General features: G+C 70.2%; 19 protein-coding genes. 5 read left to right on the forward strand and 14 right to left on the reverse strand.

Annotation, left to right across the window (positions count from 1 at the left end):
- Nucleotides 1-11: 11 nt before the first annotated feature.
- From IEZ15_RS04430 to IEZ15_RS04440, 3 genes are all read right to left on the reverse strand, one after another.
- Nucleotides 12-944 (reverse strand): serine/threonine-protein kinase, encoded by a 933-nt coding sequence (locus IEZ15_RS04430; RefSeq protein WP_189274390.1) that lies wholly within the window; start codon nt 942-944, stop codon nt 12-14.
- Entirely contained in the window at nt 941-2803 is a 1863-nt protein-coding gene (locus IEZ15_RS04435; protein WP_114244508.1) for an ABC transporter ATP-binding protein, read from the reverse strand. Before IEZ15_RS04435 ends, IEZ15_RS04430 begins: the two co-directional genes overlap by 4 nt.
- Before the next feature lie 70 nt (nt 2804-2873).
- Nucleotides 2874-3044: a hypothetical protein gene (locus IEZ15_RS04440; RefSeq protein WP_189274392.1), complete on the reverse strand. Its 171-nt coding sequence runs from the start codon at nt 3042-3044 to the stop codon at nt 2874-2876.
- A 198-nt stretch (nt 3045-3242) separates the two neighbouring features.
- On the opposite strand from IEZ15_RS04440, the gene IEZ15_RS04445 reads away from it, so the two are divergent.
- Both IEZ15_RS04445 and IEZ15_RS04450 read left to right on the forward strand, forming a co-directional pair.
- Nucleotides 3243-3824: an RNA polymerase sigma factor gene (locus tag IEZ15_RS04445; RefSeq protein ID WP_189274394.1), complete on the forward strand. Its 582-nt coding sequence runs from the start codon at nt 3243-3245 to the stop codon at nt 3822-3824.
- The gene (locus tag IEZ15_RS04450) at nt 3817-4521 is read left to right on the forward strand and encodes an anti-sigma factor family protein (RefSeq protein ID WP_189274396.1); all 705 of its coding nucleotides are present in this window, start codon (nt 3817-3819) and stop codon (nt 4519-4521) included. The genes IEZ15_RS04445 and IEZ15_RS04450 overlap by 8 nt, the downstream gene beginning before the upstream one ends.
- A 50-nt stretch (nt 4522-4571) precedes the next feature.
- On the opposite strand, the gene IEZ15_RS04455 is transcribed toward IEZ15_RS04450, so the two are convergent.
- From IEZ15_RS04455 to IEZ15_RS04490, 8 genes are read right to left on the reverse strand one after another with little or no spacing between them, the layout of a single operon-like run.
- A complete protein-coding gene (locus IEZ15_RS04455) occupies nt 4572-5975 on the reverse strand; it encodes an FGGY-family carbohydrate kinase (RefSeq protein WP_189274398.1) in 1404 nt (467 codons plus the stop codon).
- A gap of 14 nt (nt 5976-5989) precedes the next feature.
- Nucleotides 5990-7027, reverse strand: a complete 1038-nt coding sequence (locus tag IEZ15_RS04460; RefSeq protein ID WP_373302490.1) for a 2-hydroxyacid dehydrogenase — start codon at nt 7025-7027, stop codon at nt 5990-5992.
- A complete protein-coding gene (locus tag IEZ15_RS04465) occupies nt 7024-8067 on the reverse strand; it encodes an ABC transporter ATP-binding protein (protein WP_189274401.1) in 1044 nt (347 codons plus the stop codon). Before IEZ15_RS04465 ends, IEZ15_RS04460 begins: the two co-directional genes overlap by 4 nt.
- Nucleotides 8064-8882, reverse strand: coding sequence for a DeoR/GlpR family DNA-binding transcription regulator (locus IEZ15_RS04470; RefSeq protein WP_229845736.1), 819 nt, complete (start codon nt 8880-8882; stop codon nt 8064-8066). Before IEZ15_RS04470 ends, IEZ15_RS04465 begins: the two co-directional genes overlap by 4 nt.
- Nucleotides 8879-10021 carry an ABC transporter ATP-binding protein gene (locus tag IEZ15_RS04475; RefSeq protein ID WP_229845737.1) on the reverse strand — a complete coding sequence of 381 codons (1143 nt, stop codon included), beginning with the start codon at nt 10019-10021 and terminating at the stop codon, nt 8879-8881. Before IEZ15_RS04475 ends, IEZ15_RS04470 begins: the two co-directional genes overlap by 4 nt.
- Nucleotides 10018-10848: a carbohydrate ABC transporter permease gene (locus IEZ15_RS04480; RefSeq protein ID WP_189274403.1), complete on the reverse strand. Its 831-nt coding sequence runs from the start codon at nt 10846-10848 to the stop codon at nt 10018-10020. The genes IEZ15_RS04475 and IEZ15_RS04480 overlap by 4 nt, the downstream gene beginning before the upstream one ends.
- Complete coding sequence (locus IEZ15_RS04485) at nt 10845-11816, reverse strand: carbohydrate ABC transporter permease (protein ID WP_189274404.1); 972 nt, start codon at nt 11814-11816, stop codon at nt 10845-10847. The genes IEZ15_RS04480 and IEZ15_RS04485 overlap by 4 nt, the downstream gene beginning before the upstream one ends.
- Before the next feature lie 3 nt (nt 11817-11819).
- The gene (locus IEZ15_RS04490) at nt 11820-13247 is read right to left on the reverse strand and encodes an ABC transporter substrate-binding protein (protein ID WP_189274406.1); all 1428 of its coding nucleotides are present in this window, start codon (nt 13245-13247) and stop codon (nt 11820-11822) included.
- A 160-nt stretch (nt 13248-13407) separates the two neighbouring features.
- Here IEZ15_RS04490 and IEZ15_RS04495 point away from each other — a divergent pair, with 160 nt between their 5' ends.
- A complete protein-coding gene (locus tag IEZ15_RS04495; protein ID WP_114248998.1) occupies nt 13408-14835 on the forward strand; it encodes an FGGY-family carbohydrate kinase in 1428 nt (475 codons plus the stop codon).
- Complete coding sequence (locus IEZ15_RS04500; RefSeq protein WP_114244500.1) at nt 14832-15467, forward strand: histidine phosphatase family protein; 636 nt, start codon at nt 14832-14834, stop codon at nt 15465-15467. Before IEZ15_RS04495 ends, IEZ15_RS04500 begins: the two co-directional genes overlap by 4 nt.
- On the opposite strand, the gene IEZ15_RS04505 is transcribed toward IEZ15_RS04500, so the two are convergent.
- Nucleotides 15457-16878 (reverse strand): amino acid permease, encoded by a 1422-nt coding sequence (locus IEZ15_RS04505; protein ID WP_189274408.1) that lies wholly within the window; start codon nt 16876-16878, stop codon nt 15457-15459. The two genes, IEZ15_RS04500 and IEZ15_RS04505, sit on opposite strands and share 11 nt — an antisense overlap.
- Before the next feature lie 419 nt (nt 16879-17297).
- Here IEZ15_RS04505 and IEZ15_RS04510 point away from each other — a divergent pair, with 419 nt between their 5' ends.
- A complete protein-coding gene (locus IEZ15_RS04510; RefSeq protein ID WP_189274410.1) occupies nt 17298-17894 on the forward strand; it encodes a biotin transporter BioY in 597 nt (198 codons plus the stop codon).
- On the opposite strand, the gene IEZ15_RS04515 is transcribed toward IEZ15_RS04510, so the two are convergent.
- Together IEZ15_RS04515 and IEZ15_RS04520 are read right to left on the reverse strand one after the other, a co-directional pair.
- Nucleotides 17875-19245 (reverse strand): FAD-binding oxidoreductase, encoded by a 1371-nt coding sequence (locus IEZ15_RS04515; protein WP_189274412.1) that lies wholly within the window; start codon nt 19243-19245, stop codon nt 17875-17877. The two genes, IEZ15_RS04510 and IEZ15_RS04515, sit on opposite strands and share 20 nt — an antisense overlap.
- Nucleotides 19246-19317: 72 nt before the next feature.
- Nucleotides 19318-20790, reverse strand: coding sequence for an amino acid permease (locus tag IEZ15_RS04520; protein WP_189274413.1), 1473 nt, complete (start codon nt 20788-20790; stop codon nt 19318-19320).
- Between the last annotated feature and the right edge of the window lie 9 nt (nt 20791-20799).

The following is a 20799-nucleotide window of genomic DNA, read 5'->3' on the forward strand; positions in this document are numbered from 1 at the left end:
AGCCCTTCGCACTAGGACTCGTCCCTTCGATCAGTCGGTGATGGAGCGACGTGGCGCCGCTGCCACGGCAGAGTCGCATCGAGGGCGGCAGCGAGTTCGGTGATCGTGGGCCTGGCAGCCGGGTCGAGCCGGAGGCAGCTGTCGATGGCCGTGGCGAGATCATGCGGGAGTCGTCGGCGGGATCTGATCGGTGGAGCCGGTTCTTCGAGCTGCGGATACCAATCGTCCCGGCCGTCCGTTTCGTCGTCGCCGTCGGCCAGGTCGCTGCCATCGGTCTCGTCCATGGGGCCGCCGTTGTCGAATGGCACGTCGCCGGTGGCGACTTCGTACAACGTGATGCCGATGCCCCACACGTCGGCCGTGGCCGACAGCGGTCCACCGCGTGCCTGTTCGGGAGCCAGGTAGGAGAAGGTGCCGACGCCCGGAGGGGCGATTCCGGGCGGCTGCGCGACGCTGAGATCGAGCACTTTGGCAAGCCCGCGGTCGACCACCACGTTGGACGGCTTGAGGTCCAGATGCAGCAGGCCGTGACCGTGGAGGTAGTGGACCGCGGAACACAGCTGCACGCCGAGGAGGGCGACGTCCTCGGCGGCCGGGCCCCGGGACAACCGGCCGACGAGGTGGGACAGCGTCTCGCCTGTCAGCGTTTCCAGCACGACCAGTGGCTCGGGCGAGTCGAAGGTCTCGTACGCGCGGACGAGGTGCGGATGGGTGAATGTCCGCAGCCAATGGCCCTCTTGCAGCAGCCGGTCGCGCAGCTGCTCGTCGTGGCGGTGGTCGGGGCGCAGGACCTTCACGACGCACCGGCAGTCCCGCTCCTCGCTCCAGGCGTCATAGAGGTCGAGCCAGCCCGTCCGGGCCAGGTGCGCCAGGACCTCGTACCCCGGCGCGGGTTTCGTTCCGGGCGCGAGGGGCGGAGCCGGTCGCGTGATGATGCGGTTCATGACAGAACCTTTCGCGCGGGTGGGGAGCCGGCGAGGGCGGAGCCGGTCACTTCGTTCAGCCGGTGCAGCCGGGCGTAGGCCCCGCCGCGCAGGAGCAGGTCTTCGTGCGTTCCGTACTCGACGACCCGGCCGTGGTCCAGCACCACGGTGGAGGTGGCGTCGCGGACGGTGAGCAGGTTGTGGGAGATGACGATGGTGGTCCGCCCGGCCATGAGCCGGCGCAGCGGTTCCATGATCCGGCGGCCCGACCGGGCGTCCAGGCCGGTGGTCGGTTCGTCCAGGAGCAGTACGGGTGCGTCCCTGACCATCGCGCGGGCGATCGCGAGGCGCTGGGCCTGCCCGCCGGACAGTGTTCGGCCACGCTGGCCCACCAGGGTGTCGTAGCCCTCGGGCAGCAGCTGGATGAAGTCGTGGGCGTCGGCGGCACGGGCCGCCGCGACGATGTCCGCCTCCGACGCGTCCGGGCGGCCGTAGGCGATGTTCTCCCGTACGGTGCCGTGGAGGACCAGCGTCTCCTGGAGGACCACCGCGACGTTCTCGCGCAGCTCGGACAGCTGGAGGTCCCTCAGATCGGTGCCGTCGAGGAGGATCGCGCCCCGGTCCGGGTCGTAGAAGCGCAGTTGAAGCTTCCCGACCGTGGATTTACCGGCACCGCTCGCGCCGACCAGTGCCAGCGTCGTGCCGGGCGTCACGTGGAACGATACGTCGCACAGTGCCCACCGGGGCGTACCCGGATAGCGGAAGCAGACGCCGCGGAACTCGATGTCGCCCCGGGCGCGCCCGATCCGTCGGGCGTCGGCGGCTTCGACGACCTGGGGGCGCTGGTCGAGCAACTCGATGATCCGCTCGGCGGAGGCGGACGCCGCGTAGAACGTGTTGGCCAGGTGGGACAGGTCGCGGATCGGACCGTAGAGATTGCCCAGCAGCGCGAGGAAGACCAGCAGCCCGCCCAGCGTGAGCTGACCCTGCGCCAGCTTCCATGTGCCCAGGCCCATGACGGCCAGCCCGCCTGCCAGCTCGATGACATCGACGATCGGGCCGTAGACGGCGCGGATGCGCGCCGAGGTCATCGCCGCGCGGAACTTGCCCACACTCTCGCGTTCGAACCGTCGATCCTCCGACTCCTGCCGGTTGTACGCCTGCACCAGCGCGATGTTGCCGAGTGACTCCTCGGCGATCGCGCTGATGGAACCGCTGCGCCGCCGCCGCTCGCGCGATGCGGCCTTGATCAGCCGGGAGAAGCGCCGGGCCGCCCACCAGAAGAGCGGCACGATGACGAGCGCGAGGAGGGTCAGATCCCACCGCAGGTAGAACAGCAGACCGAGGAAGACGCCCAACCGGATCACGTAATACAGGCCGTCCGCCACCCCCGAGAGGAGGAACGTCTCGACCGCGTCGACATCGCCGGTGATGCGCGACAGCACGTCCCCCAGCCGTCGCCGTTCGAAGAACCCGAGTGAGAGGCCCTGGACGTGCCGGAACACATCCGACCGAAGGGTCAGCAGAAAATGCTCGCTGACCCAGGTGGAGGTCACGTCGTCGGCGAATCCCAGAACGCCGGAGCAGACGATGAGCCCTGCGTATGCCAGGGCGATCCAGAGGAAGGGACGCAGATCACGCGGAACGAGGACGTCGTCCACCACGACTTTGAAGAGCCAGATCTCGGCCGCGTCGATGACGGGTCCGGTCATGCTGAAGACGAGTACCGGAATGAGCCAGCGCCGGCCACCGCGTGTATAGGGCCAGAACCGCCGGAACGCCTCACGCGGCGTTACGGGCGGCGCGGCGGCGACGACCGCGTCGGGATCATCGGCCACCGACAGCAGCCGCCGCAGCACATGAAGCGAGACACGCCTCATAAGACGCGTTCCTCAAGGATTGCCGGCCGGGCGGACCAAGAGCCCGGGCCCGCTCGGCCGTCCTGCGCGATCACCAGCGGTGATCGCCGTGGCCGCCGTGGTCATGGCCGTGGTCGTGGCCGTGGTCGTGGTCGTGACCACGGTGGCCACGATGGTCCCTTCCGTTGTCGTCGAAGCGCCGCGACGTGTCCCTCATGTCGTGACGGCTTTTCGCGGGGATGAGATGACTGAAGATCGCCATGAGCTTCCCTCCTGAAGAGGCTTCCAGACGGAATACGCTCCGGAGCGCTCAGGGGATTGCCTTTTTCAGGAAATTTTCGTATCCGGGTCCGCCTGCGGTCTTCGCCACGCACGGATGCCGGGCTCTGTGCCATTCCTTCCACCGCGCCGGGGTTGCCCGGCGCAGGCAATCCCCGCGGGCCCGTGTTACGTAAGGAGTATGGGCAGGATCGGCATACCCCTGGAGCGGGTGCCCGACGAAGCGCTGCTGGCCGGGCTCATGACCGGCGACCCCGAGATCGCCGTGGCCTTCGTCCGGCGGTTCCAGCGTCGGGTCTTCGGCGTGGCCATCGCCGTGGTGGGTGATGTCCAGCTCGCCGAGGACATCGCTCAGCAGACCTTCGAGCGTGCCTGCCGACACGCTCAGGTCTACGACCCGCGCCGGGGATCGGTGCCCACCTGGCTGGCGGCCATCGCGCACAACCTCGCGATCGACGCCGTACGCGCGCGCAAGACCACTCCGGTCGACCCCGCAGACCTGGAGAACATGATGGAGACCATCACGGACACACCGGAGCGGCATGCACTCTCCACCGAGACCGCGGTGGAACTGCGCCGCGCGGTCGGCACGCTGCCGCGGGAGCAGGCGCGTGCTCTGGTGATGGCAGGGATCTACGGGATGACGGCTCAGCAGGTCGCCGACTTCGAGGAGATACCACTCGGTACCGCCAAGACCCGGATAAGGACAGCCATGGGCAAGGTCCGGGCGTCGCTCGCGGCCAGGCAGGTGGACCATGACTGACAACAGCGGGTTCAGCTGCGAGCAGCTCCGGGAGATCGGCGCGGAGCTGGCGCTCGGCGTGCTGCCCGCCGAGGACCGGGCCGGGGTGATGGACCACCTGGAGCACTGCCCCGCCTGCCGCGAATACGTCCACGAGCTGACGGCCACGTCGGACGCGCTGCTGGATCTCGTCCCCGGCAGCGAACCGCCGGTCGGCTTCGAGGACAGGGTGATCGACCGGCTCGGGCTCTCCTCGGTGCGACGGCCGCGCCGGCGCGTGCAGTGGCGGCGGTTCGCCCTCGCTGCGGCGGCAGCGGCAGCGGGCCTCGCCCTCGGTGGCGGCGGTTGGGTGCTCGGCGCATCCGTCGGCCGTCCGGCCCCGGTCGCGCCCATCGTCTCCCCGGTGCAACCGCACCTGCTCACCGCCCAACTCGCCCACGCGGGACAGTCGTTCGGGCAGGTCTACCTCTACACCGGTTCCTCGCCCTGGTTGTACATGGCGGTGGACGCCGACGGGCACTCCGGCACCGTCCGCTGCCAGTTGCAGCGGGCCGACGGCTCCATCGTCAAGGTCGGTTCCTTCACTCTCAACGACGACGGCTACGGCTCCTGGGGCGGGCCCTACCTCGCCGGCACATCACCGGTCACCGGCGTCCGCCTGCTCAACGCGGACGGCTCCCTGCTCGCAAGTGCCACCTTCAACCAGTCCTACGGCTGAGGGGGCGGGGATCGGCCGGCGGGCCGCGCCCCCGGACCGGGAACGAGCGCTCATGCGCGGGCGTGCGTACGGGCCGCGGCGAGCCGGGCCAGATGGTCCTCGTACGCCTTCGCATAGAACACCGCCCGCTCCGGGTCCGGTTCGACGACCGTCGTCGGGGCCGTCCAGGCAGCCGTGTCCAGCTCCGCACCGAAGCGCTGCGCCGCCGCGAGCACCGCGCCCCGCGCACCGACCTCGCCCTCCACGATCCGGACCGGCCGGCCCAGCACATCGGCGAACAGGCGCATCCAGGCAGGGGAGCGGGTGCCGCCGCCGCACAGGGCGAGGGTGCCGGTGAGGCCCGCGGCCTCCAGGCAGTGGCGGGCGGCGAAGCCGATGCCCTCGCAGACCGCGCGGATCAGATCCGCCGGGGTGGTCTCCAGGGACACACCGGTCAGCTCGGCCCGCAGGCGCGGCTCGACGAACGGGGCGCGTTCGCCGGACGGGGCGAAATACGGGAGCACGCGGACACCGTTCGCGCCGGGCGCAGTGGCGGCGAGGAGCGCGTCGACCTCCGCGTGGCGTACGCCGGTGGTGGTCAGGATCCAGTCGAGGGCCGCGGTGCCGACCATCGCGGGCATGGCGCGCAGCCAGTGGCCCGGGCGGTCGGTGGAGATGTGCAGACCCGCCGGCTCGCCGTCCAGATCGAGCTGCTCCGTGGCCACCAGCGCGGCCAGACAGGTGCCGACGATCAGCAGACCGTCGCCGGGACGGGTGACGCCCGCGCCCAGGGCGGAGGCCGGCAGATCGTACGGGCCATTGGATATCCGTACCCCGGAGGGGAGTTCGGCGGTGGCGACCGGATCGCTGACCGGGGCGAGGAGCGAGGCCCGGTGGCCGAGGCCGAGCGCGGCCACGACATCCGAGGAGTACATACGGGTCATCGGGTCCAGGAACGGCATCGACGCATCGGAGACATCCGTGGCCCGGACCCCCGTCAGACGCTGGAACACCATGTCCTTGCAGTAAAGGGCGGTCGTCGCCGCGTCGAGCGAGGCCGGGTCGTGACGGTCGAGCCAGGCCAGCACCGGGCCCGGACAGCCCGGGAACATCGCGCTGCCGGTGCGCCGGTAGACGGCTCCGAAGACACCGGACGCCAGCCAGGCGTCGACCAGTTCATGGGCTCGGCCGTCCATCCAGGAGATCGCCGTACGCACCGGCCGGCCCGCCGCGTCGACCAGCCAGACACCGTCGCCCTGACCGGTGAGGCCGGCGAACGCGATCCCGTCGGAGCCCAGCGCGGCCAGGACCTCGCAGACCGCCCCGTACACCTCGTCCATGTCCTGCTCCACGAAACCGCCGCGGATCGTGAGCCCCACCGGGCGGGATTCGACGGCCAGTGTGCGGCCCTGCGGGTCGAAGGCCGCGGCCTTCACCATGGATGTGCCGACATCGATGCCGATGTACCTCGTCATGGGACAGGCTCCCCTCACAGTGCGTGGGCGAGCGGTTCGCCCCGCACATAGCGCGCCACCTCGGCCGCGGCGATCCGGGCCGCCTTCTGCGCGACCGACCGGCTGGCGCCCGCCACATGCGGGGTCATCAGCAGATGCGGGGTGCGGAAGAGCCGTGACGTGGGCGGGGGCGGCTCCTGCTCGTACGTGTCGAGCGCCGCGGCCCGCAACTGCCCCGAGTCCAGGGCGTCGCACAGCGCGTCCGTGTCCAGCAGCCCGCCCCGGGCCGCGTTCACGAGGACCGCGCCGCGCGGCAGCAGGGCCAGTTCGCGGGCGCCGATGAGATGCCGGGTCTCCGGGGTGAGCCTCGCGTGCAGGGTGAGTACGCGGGAGCGGTCCAGGAGCGCCTCCAGCGAGGTGGCGCGCATGCCGTGGACATCGCCGCGCACATACGGGTCGTACACCTCGACCTCGGCGCCGAACGCGGAGAGGACCCGGGCCACCCGGCTGCCGACCGCGCCGTAACCGATCAGGCCGACGGGGGTGTCCTCCAGCTCCAGGCCGCAGTTCTCGTACGTGTAGTGGGAGGCGTCCCAGCGGCCGTCGGTGGCGAGGGAGCGGTGGGCCTCGGGGATGCGGCGCAGGGCACAGAGCATCAGCCCCACGGTGAACTCGGCGGTCGCCGCCGCATTGCGTCCGGGCGCGAAGCACACCCGCACCCCCTGGGCCCGTGCCGCGGCCGCGTTCACATTGACCGGGCCGCCCCGGCAGACCACGACCAGCCGCAGATCGGGTGCGGCGGCCAGGACCCGTTCCGTGAACGGGCCCATCTGCGTCACACACACCTCGACCCCGTCCAGGGCGCGGATCAGTGCGTCCTCGGCGTCGCTCGCCTCGTCGACCTCGGCGACCTTGCCGAAGGGCTCCAGGGGCCAGCGGAGGGTGAGTTCGGTGAGATGGGGCTCCGGGCCGAGAGCGTGGTGCAGGGCCTCGGCGATCAGGGAGTTGCGGACGAAATGGTCACCGGCGACCAGAATCCTCGTCGCGGGGCGGACCGTCATGGGGCGGGTCATCGCAGAGCGTCTCCTGTCCGGGCGTCGAAGACATGGATGTGCCGGGGATCGGCGGTGATGCGTACGGTGTCGTCCCGGTCGAGCCGTACCTCCGGACCGGTCGCGACGACCAGCGGCTTCGTCAACCCGTCGAGCGAGAGCGTGGCGATGCCGGATTCCAGTAGGGGTTCATGGGCGGCGACCCGGGCCCGTACACCCGTGTCGTCCAGGCGCAGGTCCTCCGGGCGGATGCCGAGCACCACCGCGCGCCCCGCCGCGGGCCGCTGCGGTACGGGGACGCGCACGGAGTCCGAGAGGCGCACCCCGCCCGCCCCGTCGGCCGTCCCCGGCAGCAGATTGATCGCCGGTTCCCCGACGAAGTCGGCGACGAACAGATTCACCGGGGCGTCGTAGATCTCCTCGGGCGTGCCGAGCTGCTGGATCTCGCCGTCCCGCATCACCGCGATCCGGTCGGCGAGCGACAGCGCCTCCTCCTGGTCATGTGTGACGAGGATGGTGGTGTGGCCGCTGTCCCGCTGGATGCGTTTCAACTCGCGCCGGGTGGTGTCCCGTTGGGCTGCGTCCAGATGGGAGAGCGGTTCGTCGAGAAGCAGCACGTCGGGGGTGCGGATGCCGCTGGAGAGTCCGGCAGGCCGGGCGTCCAGGATGTCCGTGATCCCGATGCGTTCGGCCATGTCGGCGACCCGGCGGCGGATCTCGGCCCGCCCGTACCGGCGCCGGGCGGAGAGTCCGAAGCCGAGATTCTCCGCCACGGTCAGCGGTGGATACAGGGCGTAGTTCTCGAACGCCACCCCGATGTTGCGCTGTTGGGCCGTCAGTGGCACCACGGACGAGCCGCCGATGAGGATGTCGCCGTCGGTGACCGACTCCAGTCCGGCGATCATCCGCAGCGTTGTGGACTTGCCGCAGCCGGACGGGCCGAGCAGCCCCAGCAGCTCGCCGGAGCGCAGCTCGATGTCGATGGAGCGGACAGCTTCCACGGCGGCCCGGCCGCGTCCGGTGTAGGTCTTGCGCAGTGCGCGCAGGGTCAGTTCAGTCACCCGTCATCGCCGCCTCCCGCTCCGGGTTCCCTGCCGGTGCCGCAGACCTCGTAGGGCACCTTGTGCTCGTCGAGTTCGCGCAGTGCCCGGTCGGACGCCCCGTCGTCGACCAGCAGCAGATCGAAGCGGGAGAGCGGGGCGAGCCGGTGCAGGGCCACCCGGCCCAGCTTGGAGTGGTCGAGCAGCAGTACATTGCGGCTCGCCGAGTCGAGCATCGCCCGCTTGACGGAGATGATGTGCTGCTCCTGGTGGTAGGCGTAACCGCCGGACACGGCGGAGGTGGAGGTGAAACAGATGTCGACCTGGAGCGACTGCACCGCCTCCACGCACGAGACGCCGAGGAACGAGGAGTGCAGCGGGTCGAAGTCACCGCCGAGGCCCATCAGATGGATGCCGCGTTCCCGCGACAGCAGGTTGATCGCTTCGAGGAAGTTGGTGACGACCGTCAGCGGAGTGATGGAGCGCAGCCTGCGCGCGATCTCCAGCGTGGACGTCGAGTCGTCGAGCATCACCGCCATGCCCGGCTCGATGAGCTGCAGGGCCCGTTCGGCGACGGCGGCCTTCTCGGCGCGCATCGTCTTCAGCCGGTAGGAGACGTTCGACTCGAAGACGCCGGAGGGCTGGGCGGTGACACCGCCGCGGAACTTGCGGACGATGCCCTGTCGTTCCAGCTCGTCCAGATCGCGGTGGATGGTCATCAGGCTGACGTCGAAACGCTCCGCCAGTTCGGCGGCGCTCACCTCGCCCTGCGCGAGGACGTACTCGGCTATGGATGCCTGGCGCGGGGCGGGACCCCGCTGCGGAACGTTGCTCACGTGCTGATCCTTCGTCCTGGACGTGCCGGCCGGTCGGCCTCGAACAGCAGCAGACTCTCAGGCGGCACGGAGAGCCGGACCGGACGGTCGGGTCTCAGGCCCGCCGCGTCGGCGCGCGGGACGACGAGGGACAGCTGCTGTCCGCCGATCCTGACCGTGACCTCGGTGGCCCGGCCCAGCAGCTCGCTGACGTGAACGGTGCCGGTCAGCTCCAGGGCCGTGCCCCTGTCGGTGCCGGCCGGCTCCACGCCTGAGCCCTTGCCGGGCCCCAGGAGGCCGATGTCCCTCGGCCGTACGCCCAGTTGGACCGCGGCGCCCGGCGGCGCGGGCACCGTCAGCGGCAGCTCGTACGCCCCGTCCGGCGACCGGAAGTGTCCCTCGGCCGTCACCGTTCCCGGCAGCAGATTGATCCGGGGTCTGCCGAAGGACCGGGCGACGAAGGTGTCGTACGGGCGGTGCCACAGCTCCTCGCGGGTGCCGGTCTGCACCATGCGGCCGTCCCTGATCACCCCGATCCGGTCCCCGAGCGCCAGCGCCTCCACCGAGTCGTGGGTGACGTACAGCGTGGTCGTGCGCCGGACCGAGCCGATCGCCCTCAGTTCCGCGCGCATCGCCTGTCGCAGCTTCGCGTCGAGATGCGACAGCGGCTCGTCGAGCAGGAACGCCCGGGCCGGCCGCACCAGCACCCGGCCGAGCGCCACCCGCTGCCGCTGACCGTTGGAGAGCCGGCCCACCGGACGGTCCAGCAGGGCCCCGATACCGAGGAGTTCGGCAATATCCCCGATCCGCTCGCGCGCCTCGTGCGCGGGGAGGCGGTGGCGCGGTGAGCGGAGCGGGGACGCGAGATTGTCGTACGCGGTGCGGTGCGGATACAGGGCGTACGACTCGAAGCACATGGCCACGCCCCGGTCGTACGGCTCCACGCCCGCCATGTCCACCCCGCCCAGTTCGACCGCACCGGAGTCCGGCTCCTCCAGGCCCGCGATCGTCTTGAGCGTGGTCGTCTTCCCGGCGCCGGACGGCCCGAGCAGGCAGAAGAACTCGCCCTCGGCCACCTCCAGGTCCAGGCCGTCGAGCGCGGTGCTCTTCCCGTACCTCTTGTGCACGGAACGCAAGCCGATGGCTGCGGGACGGGTCACGACTTCACCGCCCCGAACGACAGGCCGCGCACCAGGTAGCGCTGGATGGTGAGCGCCAGCAGCAGCGGCGGGACCACCGAGACCAGGGCCGCCGCGGCCGTCAGGTTGTACTTGGGCCGGTCGCCGCCGAGGAAGGACAGCGCGCCGACCGTCACCGTCTGCGCGTTCGACGAGGTGAGGATCAGCGGGAAGACGAAGTTGTTCCACGCGAAGATGAACGCCAGCAGCGAGACGGCCGCGATCCCCGGCTTCACCAGCGGCAGCGCGACCTTGAAGAACGCCTGCTTGCGGGTGTAGCCGTCCAGCAGCGCCGCCTGCTCCAGCTCGGGGGAGAGGTCCGAGAAGTACGACCGCATGATCCAGACGATCAGCGGGAGGGTCACCAGCTGCAGCACCCACACCATGCCGACATACGTATCGAAGAGTCCGAGCTTCTGGTAGAGCACGAACAGCGGGATGACGACGGTGAGTTCGGGTGCGAAACGGAACGAGAGCAGGGTGAACATCAGGTTCTCCGAGCCGCGGAACCGCCACCGCGCAGCGGCGTACGCGGCGGGCAGCCCGATCGCCAGCGACAGCGCGACCGCGCCCACGGACACGACCAGGCTGTTCACGAAGAACCGCACGAACGGCACGCCCTGGTCGCCACCGGCGCCGAGGACCGTGCGGTAGGAGTCGAAGGTCGGGGAGAACGAGAAGTACGTACTGAACAGCTCGTTCGTCGGCTTCAGCGACAGGATCACCATCCAGGCGACCGGGAACAGCGCGAAGACGAAGTAGAGGATCAGCGCCAGGTCGGCGGCGACGGCGAGCACCCTGCGCTTCATCCCGGCACCTCCGACGCCCGGTTCTGGATCCGGCCGAGATAGCGCACCAGCACCATCGTGACCAGGTAGACCGCGGCCCAGAGCGTGATCATGTAGCTGATCCCGAACGAGTAGCGCTGGAAGCGGATCGCCTCCAGATAGGCCCGAATCTGGAGCACCATCGTCGAGTCGCCGGGGCCGCCCTCGGTCAGCGCGTAGATGATGTCGAAGACCTTCAGCGAGTCCATGAACCGGAAGATCACGGCCACCAGGACGTACGGCCAGAGCATCGGCAGGGTCAGGCGCCGGAAGGTGAACCACCAGCCCGCCCCGTCGACCGCCGCCGCCTCGAACGGCGAGACGGGCAGCGAGCGCAGACCGGCCAGCGCGAGGATCGCGACGAACGGTGTGTAGACCCACACGTCCACGGCGATCGACGACAGCAGGGCGCCCGTCGGGGTGTCCGTCCACTGCACACCGCCGAGGCCGAACGGTTCCAGGAGATGGTTGATGACGCCGACGGACGGCTGGAGCATCAGCTTCCACATGATCGCGGCGATCACCGGCGCGATCATCAGCGGCAGGATCAGGATCTTCTCCAGCACCCGGCCCACGAAGCTCGCCCGGTGCAGCAGCAGGGCCACGGCCACCCCGAGCACCGTCTCGACGGCCGCAGCGCCGACCGCGTACGCCACCGTCACCCGCGCCGAGTCCCAGAACGAGGACTGGGCGAAGATCCGCCGGTAGTTCTCGATGCCCACCAGGTCCGGCTGCGGTTTGCTCGCCGCGAAGTCGAACACCGTGTAGTAGAGGCCGAGCCCGAACGGATAGAGGATGCCGCCGGTCAGCAGCAGTGCGGGCACGATCAGCAGATACGGCCGCAGCGAGCGGCGCCATGCCGGTACCGCCCGCACCGCCCGCTTCCCGGCCCCCGTGCCGGAGGCCGCCCCGTGGCCGGCCTCCGGCACGGGCGACGCGCGTCCTGACATCGGTCAGCCGACCTTCGACGCCAGATCGCCGGCCAGCGAGTTCAGTACGGAGGAGGCGTTCTTCCCGCCGTAGATCTCCTGGAGCGCGGCGGCCCAGCTGGTCGTCGCGTCGAAGAACTGCTCCTGCGGGGTGAACTGGATCTCCGTCCGGTCGACGACCGTCTCGAACGTCTCGATGAAGCCGGGGATGGCCCGCATCCTGTCCTTGTACGCGGGGTCCTGGCTGACCGACTTGCGTACCGGGTCGATGTGGTTGTACTCGATCGCGCCCTTGCGCAGATGTTCCTTGCCGGTCGCCCACTGGAGGAACAGCCAGGCCGCGGACTTGTTGCGGCTCCTGGCGCTCATGCCGAGCGACCAGATCCACATGTTCGTGGCGAGCGAACCGTCGGGGCCCTTGGGGCCGGGGTGGAAGGCGATCTTCCCGGACGCCGGAGAGGCCCCCTTCACCGCCTGGAAGTAGGCGGCGGTGTCCGCGTCGAAGAGCATTCCCGCCTTCTTCGCGCCGAGGTCGCTGGAGCACTGGTACCAGGTGTACGAGGTCCAGGACGGCGGCCCGCCCTTCTTGACCATCTCCGCCCAGTCCCGGGTGAACGCGATCGCCTCCGGGGAGTTCATCGCGGGCTTCACCTTCCCGCTCTCGACGGTGAAGTCCTTCAGCCCGTTGCGGGCGTACATCGTCATGAAGCCCGGGTGGATCGTCGCCCAGCTGCGCGAGCCGCGCACCGCGACCCCGTACATCCCGTCGAAGCCCGCCCCCGGCGCCCGGCGGGTGATCGCCCCGGCGACCTCGCGCAGCTCGTCGAAGGTCTCGGCGGGCTTCAGGCCGAGCTTCCTGAACACCTCGGTGTTGTACGCGACGACATTGGTCTCCCAGCCCCACGGCAGCGCGTACTGCCCGCCCTGCCCGAGCGGGGCGCCCGCCTTCAGCGACCACTGGTCCGCAGAGAGGAGATTGGGGAAGAAGTCCGCTTGGTCCCATTCGGCCCCGGTCGCCGAGGAGTTGCGCATCCACGGGCCGAGATCCTCCAGCCAGCCCGGCGGCCCGTACTGCCACACCATGTATGCGCCGAGCATGAACACGTCGTAGGAGGCGCGTCCGCTGGAGAGGTCGACGGTGAGCTTGTCGAAGTAGTTGTCCTCGGGGAAGACGTCGTACTCGACCTTGATGCCGGTCTTCTCGGTGAACGCCTTCAGATCGGCGATCAGGGCATCGGTGTACGGATGCTTGTTGAGCAGCGCCTTGACCGTCCTGCCCTTGGCCCGCTTCCAGTCGAAGGAGCCGGTGACATCGTCGGCCGCGGAGCCGCCGCCCTTGCTGTTGTCACTGCCGAAGCCCGCGCCGCAGGCGGTGAGCAGCGGGGTGGCGGACGCGGCCGCCGCCGCGCCGATGGCGAGGAACCGTCGCCGGTCGTGCGCGTGCATGTCCATCCGTGACCTCCACGGTCCGGCCGGAGATGAGTTGGGGCGGTGCCCATTCACACGTTGAGTCGACTGGTTAACAGAGCTTGGAACAACGGAAGTTGGCCGTCAATCCCTCGCGCAACGGAAATTCTCGGTGCAGAGTGAGAAGTTCACAGAGAGGGCCGATATGTGGATGGGCATCGATCTCGGCACGCAGAGCGTCCGTGCGGTGGTGGCAGGAGACCGCGGCGAGATACTCGGCAGCGGCTCCGCCCCGCTCGCGGGCAGACGCGACGGTGTACGGCATGAGCAGCGGCCCCTCGATTGGTGGACGGCCGTGTGCGCGGCCAGCCGCCAGGCGCTGCGCGACTGCCCCGCACCGCGTGCGCTAGCCGTCTGTGCCACCTCCGGCACCGTTCTGCTCGGCGACCGGGCCGGCCGGCCGCTGACCCCGGGAGTGATGTACGACGACGGGCGCGCCGTGACCGAGGCGGCCAGGGCCCGGACCCCGCCCAGCTGGGCGCTGCCCAGGGTGATGTGGCTGCTGCGGGAGTACGGGGGAGGGGCGGGCGAGGCCGTACGGGTCATGCATCAGGCCGATCTGGTCCTGGCGCGGCTCGCCGGAACCCCTCTGCCCACCGACTCCAGCCACGCCCTGAAGACCGGCTACGACCTGGAGCGGGACGACTGGCCGCGGCGGAGATTCGGCAAGCTGGGCCTGCCCGACGGTCTGTTCCCGGACGTGGTGCGGCCGGGAACACGGATCGGTGAGGTGGGCCGGGCGGCGGCCGAGGAGACCGGGATTCCGGCGGGCACGCTCCTGGTGGCCGGGATGACGGACGGGTGCGCGGCGCAGATCGCCTCCGGTGCGCTCACCGTGGGCTCCTGGAATTCGGTGCTCGGTACGACGCTGGTCCTGAAGGGGGTCACCTCGTCGCCGGTCGTGGACCGGGCCGGGGTGGTCTACAGCCACCGTGCTCCGGACGGGAGCTGGCTGCCGGGTGGGGCCTCGGGGGTCGGCGGCGGGGCACTGACCACCGCCTTCCCGGACGCGGACCCGGCCCGCATGGACGCGCTGGCCCGCGCGCACGAGCCGGCCCGTGTGGTGGCGTATCCGCTGGTGGCCACGGGTGAACGCTTCCCCTTCGTCGCGCCGCAGGCCACCGGGTTCCTGCTCGGCGAGCCCGCCTCCGACGCCGAGCACTGGGTGGCCCTGCTGACCGGGGTGGGCCTGGCCGAACGGCTCTGCCTCGACTACCTCGACCTGCTCGGCGCCCCGCTGCACGGCAGGCTCACCTTCACCGGTGGCGCGGTCCGCAGCGGCTACTGGAGCCGGCTGCGCGCCGACATCCTGGGCCGGTCCGTGTACATCCCCCAGTACAGCGAACCCGCGCTCGGCATGGCCGTCCTCGCCGCGTACGGGGCGCCGGCCACGACCACGCTGCAGGAGGCGGCGAGCCGGATGGTACGACTGCGGCACGTACTGCGCCCCGACCCGGCGCGTACCGCGCGATACACCGAGCCGTACCTCACGCTGGTGGACGAACTGGAGCGACGCGGCTGGCTCCCCGGCCCGGTCGCCGCACACGCCCGTACTCGAACGGAGAGACCATGACAGCCCGTCCGAGCGCCACCCTGCTGCTCGCCCGCCACGGTCAGACCGTCTGGCATGCGGAGAACCGCTATGCCGGGGTCAGTGACATCGCCCTCACCGACGAAGGACGCCGCCAGGCCGGGCAGCTGGGTGAGTGGGCGGTCCGGCACCCGGTCGACGCGATCTGGACGTCGACGCTCACGCGCGCGATCGAGACGGCAGAGCCCGCGTGCTGGGCGCTCGGTCTCGTCCCCCGGCGCGAACACGACCTGCGCGAATGCGATTTCGGTGAGGTGGAGGGGCGCACCCTTGCTCAGTTCGCGTCCGAGCACCCGGAGCGGGCCCGGGAGTACCGCGCCGACCCGGTGACCCACCCCTTCCCCGGTGCTGAGGACCCCCGGTCGGCGGCGGCCCGCGGGGCGATGGCGCTGCGCCGGATCGCGGACGGGCACCCGGGGCAGCGGGTGCTCGTCGTTGCGCACAACACACTGCTGCGGCTCGTGCTGTGCGAACTGCTGTCGATTCCGCTGGGCGCCTACCGCCGGGTCTTCCCGCGGTTGCGGAACACGGCCCTGAGCGAGGTGCGGATCGGGGAGGAGGGCGGTGCGCTGCTCTCGCTCAATGTGCCGTGCGCACCGGACGTCAGCCCTTGACGGCCACGGACCGCCGCTGCCGTACGACACCGATGGCCGCCAGTACGACGGTCAGGGCGCCGGACGCCACCAACTGGTCACGGGTGTCCGGCTCGCGCAGCATCAGGACGAAGATGCCGAGCATGGCCAGGAGCGCCACCACCGTCAGGACCGGGAAGAGCCACATCCGTACGACGAGCTTCTCCGGGGCCTCGCGCTCCAGCCGGTCGCGAAGGACCACCTGAGAGAGGGCGATGAAGATCCAGACGACGAGGATCACCGCGCCGATCATGTTGAGCAGCCACGGGAAGACGTCGTCGGGGCGCCAGTAGCTGAGCAGCACGCACAGGAAGCCGAACACGGACGAGACCAGGACGGCCGTGCGCGGGACGCCCGAGGAGATCCTGCCGAGCCGCTTCGGGCCCTGGCCACGGGCGACCAGCGAACAGGCCATGCGCGAGGCGCCGTAGATGTTGGCGTTCATCGCGGAGAGCAGGGCGACCAGGATGACCACGTTCATGATCTCCGCGGCGCCGCTGATGCCGAGGTGGTCCAGGGCCGCGTAGAACGGGCCGACCTCCACGACCTTCGGGTCGTCCCACGGGACCAGCGTGACGATGACCGCCATCGAGCCGACGTAGAAGAGCGCGATCCGCCACATCGCCGTGCGCACGGCCTTGGCGACACCCTGCACCGGGTTCTCGGACTCGGCCGCTGCGATGGTGACGGTCTCCAGACCGCCGTACGCGAAGACGGAGGCGAGCAGTCCGATCACCAGGCCCTCGGCGCCGTTCGGCATGAAGCCGCCCTCGCCCTTGAGGTTGGTGGTGCCGGGGGCGTCCGTGCCCGGCAGTACACCGAGGATCGCCAGCACACCCAGGACCAGGAAGAGCGTGATCGCCACGACCTTGAGGGCGGCGAACCAGAACTCGAACTCGCCGAACTTCTTCACCGAGGCCAGGTTCGTGCCCAGGAAGACCACCATGAACAGCGCGACCCAGGCCCACTCCGGCGTACCGGGCAGCCAGCCGGTGACGATCTTCGCCGCGCCGATGCCTTCCAGGCCGACGGCAACACAGAGCAGCACCCAGAACGCCCATCCCACGGTGAACCCCGCCCACGGCCCTATCGCCCGCTCCGCATGGACGGAGAAGGAACCGGAGGCCGGGTTCGCGGCCGACATCTCGCCGAGCATCCGCATCACGAGCATGACCAGCAGCCCGGAGACGGCGTACGCGATGACGATCGACGGGCCCGCGGCGGCGATACCCGCGCCCGAGCCGACGAAGAGTCCGGCGCCGATGACACCGCCGAGGGCGATCATCGAAAGATGGCGCTGCTTGAGCCCGTGGGTGAGCGCCGAATCGGTCTTGGCGTCGGAGACGGCGACCGGGGAGCCGTCGGTGGGGGGAGACGCGGAATTCCGGGACATGGACAAGCTCTGTTCGGTAGGTGAGACGTGGGGGGACGTGCGCGCACAGTCTGAGCGCGCACCCCGTTCACAGGGAACCGCTGTCCGCTATACGGGCACGATGCTCACACAAGGTGCACACCCGGGCACGGGGCGACGGCCGGTGCGGTCGCCGGCCTGACCCCAGGAGGGTGCTGGACGGTTTTTGGCAGGAACCTACAGTCTCTCCCGACAGTCTCTCCCGGCAAAAATATGAGCAGTTCCGCACCCACCTCAGTGACGAGCATCACGCCATCACGTGATTGTGCAAGCCCCTTTGTGTGAACCCCACCAATGCCTCAACCACCGCTTTGTGGGCCACTGATGGTGATCGAGCGTTAACCCTTGGGCTAACGTCAGCCTCAGTCTGTCCCCACCTGCCCTCACCCCGCGGAGTCCCGATGAGTACTGCTGCCGCCGCCCCTGCCCGTACCGGAGCGGTCCTCGCCGACCTGCTGCCCGCCGCCAGGCACCGTTACGCCGTCGACACGGCGCTGGTCCTCGGTGGCGCCGCGCTCACCGGTATCGCCGCCCAGATCGCCGTCCCGGTCCCCGGCTCCCCGGTCCCGGTCACCGGCCAGACGTTCGCCGCGCTCCTCGTCGGCACCGCGCTGGGCGCCCGCCGCGGCTTCCTCTCCCTCGCCGTGTACGCGCTCGTCGGCATGGCGGGCATGCCCTGGTTCTCCGAGGGCACCTCCGGCATGGGCTTCCCCTCGTTCGGCTACGTCCTGGGCATGCTGCTGGCCGCTACCGTGGTCGGCGGCCTCGCCCGCCGCGGCGGCGACCGCTCCGTGCTGCGCACCGCGGGCACGATGGTGCTCGGCTCCGCGATCATCTACGCGGTCGGCGTCCCGTACCTGGCGCTGTCCACCGGCATGTCGGCGAGCGCCGCGATCGCGGCCGGCCTGGTGCCGTTCCTGCTCGGCGACGCGCTGAAGGCGGCACTGGCGATGGGCGCGCTGCCCGCTTCCTGGAAGCTCATCGGCCGTCGCGGCTGATGCCGTAGCTCCCTCCGAAGAGGCTCGCCGGGTCGTGACGCGACACCAGACCGGCGAGCCTCTTCCGTGTCCGCGCCTCGTGGAAGCCGTCGGTGCGGTCCCCGCCGCCGAAGGAGAAGTTCAGTGAACGGCCCAGGGCGAGCGGGGCGAGCACAGCGGCCACCTCCGCGTACAGGGCCCGTACCGACGCCACATCCGTGCCGTCGAGCGGCGACAGCAGCCGCAGCAGGAATCCGGCCTCGCGGTAGGGCACCGCGTTGTCGACGGCGGGCCGTACGGCCAGCGCGCCGCCCAGGTGGTTGAGCTGGACCACAGTCATCATCGGCGCCTTCGGCCCGGTCAGCTCCAGCGTGCGCACGGCACGCTCCGCGTCCAGATCTCCGAGCACCACGCTGTCGCCGTAGTAGGCGTGCGGGAACGGCGGGTCGCTGTGAATGGTGTGGCTGTCGGTGTACGGCATCTCCCGCAGCGAGTCCGCGAGTGCGGGCCCGACCTCCCGAAGCGGCGCGACCAGGCGCTCGCCCTCCGCCGGGCTGCCCGTGTACGCGACCCGCACCGAGACCACATACCGGCCGCGCATCGGCTCCGGCATCTGCGGGACGTCGGGGAACCGCAGGGCGGACAGCGATGACGTCAGTGCGTCGGGGACGGTCCGGGTCCACTCCAGATAGCGGTGGATCACCTCGGCGGCCGTCACGCCGTCCCGGTCCCCATCTCCGTCGCGGCCTCCGCCTCCGCCTCCGTCGAAGGCGATGGAGCCGCCGTACAGCCGCCCGGCCTCGACCAGCCCGATCTCCATTCCGGTCACGACACCGAGCCGGTGCCCGCCGCCGCGCAGCGCCCAGAAGAGATCGGGCTCGCTGTCCGGGGAGACATGGCGCAGTACGCCGTCGGCGGTCACCACGTCGAGTGCGCGCACATGGTCGGCGGCGTACCCGAACTCCCTGGCCAGTACGCCCAGACCGCCGCCGAGGGTGTAGGAGACGGCGCCGACACCCGGGGAGGAGCCGTTCAGCGGGGCGAGTCCGTGCGGTGCGGCGGCCTCGATGACCCGGCCCCAGGTGACGCCCGCGCCGATCCGGGCCGTGCGGTGCACCGGGTCGACCTCGACGGAGTCCATCCGGCGGGTGCTGATCAGTACCCCGCCCTCGACGGCCCCGGGCAGCCCGTGGCCGGTGGCGTGGACGTGGACCGGGAGGCCGCGCCCGGCGGCGTCGGCCACGGCGGTCCGTACGTCATCGGCGTGGGCGGCCTCGACGACGAGGTCGGGACGGATGGCGAAACCGGTCTGAAAGCCGGTCTCGAAATCGGCCGGGACATCGGCCGGGACATCGGCAGGGGCACAAGACATGAGAAGGCTCTCCGTTCGCTCGCTCGGTGGCGTTGCGACGGAGAGCCTTCCCGGTAAACCTGACATCTGCCGTCAGGTATTGCTGGGGGTTTCCACAGCGGTGCGCTTCTTGCGGTTCCGGACCTCACGGATCAGCGAGATCGCCACCACAACGGCCGCTACGAGCAGTGAGAGCAGCACCTGCTCGCGTCCGCTGTCGTCGGTCAGCATGTAGACGAGGACGAACGAGATCATCGCGATGGTCGCCCAGGTGAGGTACGGGAAGAGCCACATCCGCACGACCAGCTTCTCCGGCTGCTCGCGCAGGATGATGCCCCGCATCCGCAGCTGGGTGAAGCAGATGACCAGCCAGACGAAGAGGGCGACCGCACCGGAGGAGTTCAGCAGGAACTGGAAGACGGTGTCGGGCCACTGGTAGTTGAAGAACACGGCGACGAAGCCGAAGACGACGGAGGACAGGATGGCCGCCTGCGGCACGCCGCGCTTGTTCGTCCGGGCGAATGCCTTCGGCGCGTCCCCGCGGCCGCCGAGCGAGAAGGCCATGCGCGAGGCGGTGTAGAGGCCGGAGTTGAGGCAGGACAGCACGGCCGTCAGCACGATGACGTCCATCACCTGACCGGCGTGCGGGATGCCGATGGAGTTGAGGGCGGCCACATAGCTGCCCTCCTTCAGGATCGAGGGGTCGTTCCACGGCAGCAGGGTGAGCACGACGAAGATCGAGCCCAGGTAGAAGACGGCGATCCGCCAGATCACGCTGTTGGTGGCCTTCTGGACGGCGCGCTGCGGGTTCTCGGACTCGCCGGCGGCGAGGGTGACGATCTCGCTGCCCATGAAGGAGAAGACGACCATCAGCACACCGGTGAGGATGGCGCCGGGTCCATTGGGGAAGAACCCGCCGGTGTCGGTGAGATGCGCGAGCCCCGAGCCGGGGTTGTCCGAGCCGGGCAGCAGCCCGAAGACGGCGAGCATTCCGACGACCACGAACGCGCCGATCGCCACGACCTTGATCCCGGCGAACCAGAACTCGAACTCGCCGTACGACCCGACCGAGACCAGGTTCGTCGCGGTCAGTACGACCATCACGATCAGAGCCCACGCCCACTGCGGGACGCCCGGCACCCAGCCCTCCAGGATCTTGGCACCCGCCGTGGCTTCGACGGCGAGCACCACGACCCAGAAGAACCAGTACAGCCAGCCGATCGAGAAGCCGGCCCAGCGGCCCAGCGCCTGGTCGGCGTAGGCGGAGAAGGAGCCCGAGCTGGGACGGGCCGCGGCCATCTCGCCGAGCATCCGCATCACGAAGACGACCATCAGGCCGACCAGCGCGTACGACAGGAGGATGGCCGGTCCCGCGGCGGCTATGCCTGCGCCGGAGCCCACGAAGAGGCCCGCGCCGATGACACCGCCGATGGCGATCATCGAGAGATGGCGGTTCTTGAGGCCTGCCTGGAGACCGTCGGAGGAGCCCGGTGTGTCCGGTCCGTTCGACCGGTCCGGCTTGGCGGGCTGGTGGCCCGGCCCGGCCAGAGTCTTCTGCGACGTCATGGATCGAAT

This window comes from Streptomyces atratus, from assembly GCF_014648655.1.
In the GTDB taxonomy this organism is placed as follows: Bacteria; Actinomycetota; Actinomycetes; order Streptomycetales; family Streptomycetaceae; genus Streptomyces; species Streptomyces atratus.